We start from the raw sequence: 1,958 nt of genomic DNA on the forward strand, positions 1-1,958 counted from the left end.
GGACAAGGGGACAAGGGGACAAGGGGAGGAATTCAGATGGGGATTCAGACCCCACCTGATTTAAGTCCACCAAAAAGTGGTGGGGGTCTTAAACCCTTGGGCGTTGCCGCACGACTTGGAAATGGGGAGACAATTCCCCAAGTCTCCTTGTCTCCCCATCACCTTGTCCTCTTTATAAAAAATCTCTAGCTGAGGTAATGATATAAATTAGTTATGAGAAAAGTTTATCGTCAGGTATGAAGCGATCGCAGTCTTATCAAAATAGTTTGTAATTCGTAATTCGTAATTCGTAATTGAATTAGTTAAGGATTCATACCCCGACTAATTATAGAGCAAGAATTTTAGAATTTAATACGGGACTCAAACCCTAAAATTACTTTAGCGCAGCGCGTTCGCTCTTAGCGTTTCGGAGAGAAGGAGTCCGTGAGCCTCATTACAAATTAGGAATTACGAATTAGTTATATATTTACTTTCTTTCTGGATGCGCTGCATCCTCTGCTGAAGGAGTACCCATCCGGTTAATTGTGGCAATCATCTGATACAAGCGCCCCAAGTCGCGTTGATTAAAATACAAAATGAGTCGGGGTAGTTCAACAGTTTCATCTTGTGCTTCTTGAGGTAATGCCTGACTTTTTTCAATCCGTCCTTGAATAATAATGTCGCTGAAATTAGCATTAAGTTGCTCTACCTGAGCATCTGATATATCTGTCTTCAGACGGATGACTAACTTTCCACCGACATATCGACAGGAGTGATAAACCTGGTAAAAACGCGTAATGGCATCACAAGCCACATCCACGTTATCTGTCACCGTGTAAAGACTGGGGTCTTCAGGGCTGACAAGACCATTTTGCACTAGTTGCTTATCAACATATTCGCTCCAAGACCGCCAGTAATCACCACCAGGGCGATCAATTAAAACTAGAGGTACTGGGCCAAATTTACCAGTCTGGCTTAATGTCATGCATTCAAAAGCTTCATCTTGAGTGCCAAAGCCTCCTGGAAACAAGGCTACAGCATCACTTTCTTTAAGGAGAAACAGCTTGCGGGTAAAGAAATATTTGAAGTGAACTAGCTTAGGATCACCTTCTATAAATGGGTTCGCTTCCTGTTCAAAAGGTAACTGAATGTTTAATCCAAAAGAATTTTCTCGACCAGCCCCTTCATGACCCGCCTGCATGATTCCACCGCCACCGCCGGTCATCACCATAAATCCTAATTGAGAAACAGCACGACCAAACTCAAGGGCCATTTGGTATTCTGGTGTATCTGGCGCTAGACGAGCAGAACCGAAGATGGTGACTTTGCGAACGTGTCGGTAATCATAGAAAAGCTGAAAACCGCGCTCCATATCTGCTAAGGCAGCCGACAAGATTTTCCAATCGAGACGCTCAATTTCGGTATCAGCTAGACGAACAATAGTAGCAAGGGCTTGCTGAATAAATTGCCGATTTTTTAATGTCGGTAAGCGAGCGATCAATTCAGCGATATCCGCCTGTAAAGACTCTAATGTGTCAAACGACGCAGATGAGGTCATGAGAACTGCTGCAACAATGGCACTATATTTTACGTGAACTACTCACACTCTAGCAAGCGGGAATAGGGTTCTGATGTACGGTTATACCATTTCACTTTAATAATGATACAAATACGCTGGTAAGGGCATGGCATTGCCCATACGTGTCAACTTAACGCAAAACCCTGGCAATGACGTTATATCAAGCTTACTCAATTACCAATTAAGTCGTCGGAACCCCACCCCGCTTTTGTCTAGCGACAAAACCTCCCCTCCCCATTCACGGGGAGGGGATTAAGGGAAGCCAGTGCGGTCTTGGGGTCTCCCTAAGTGGAGCATCTGGCGTGTGGGGTAAAACGCCTGTGGGATAAGCGTTTTTACTTAAGTTGACACCAATGGGCATTGCCATGCCCCTACGAGAAATCTATATGTATGAGGATTT

2 protein-coding genes are annotated in these 1,958 nt (G+C 44.2%); one reads left to right on the top strand and one right to left on the bottom strand.

The window, feature by feature from the left end:
* On the top strand, nucleotides 1-189 hold a 189-nt coding region (locus VE944_RS32090), incomplete at its 5' end, for a hypothetical protein (protein WP_324987271.1).
* Nucleotides 190-466: 277 nt separating this feature from the next.
* Here the strand turns inward: VE944_RS32090 and VE944_RS32095 are convergent.
* Nucleotides 467-1,537, bottom strand: a complete 1,071-nt coding sequence (locus VE944_RS32095; RefSeq protein ID WP_324987274.1) for an LOG family protein — start codon at nucleotides 1,535-1,537, stop codon at nucleotides 467-469.
* Nucleotides 1,538-1,958: the final 421 nt, after the last annotated feature.

This window comes from Nostoc sp. (assembly GCF_035638895.1).
In the GTDB taxonomy this organism is placed as follows: domain Bacteria; phylum Cyanobacteriota; class Cyanobacteriia; order Cyanobacteriales; family Nostocaceae; genus Nostoc.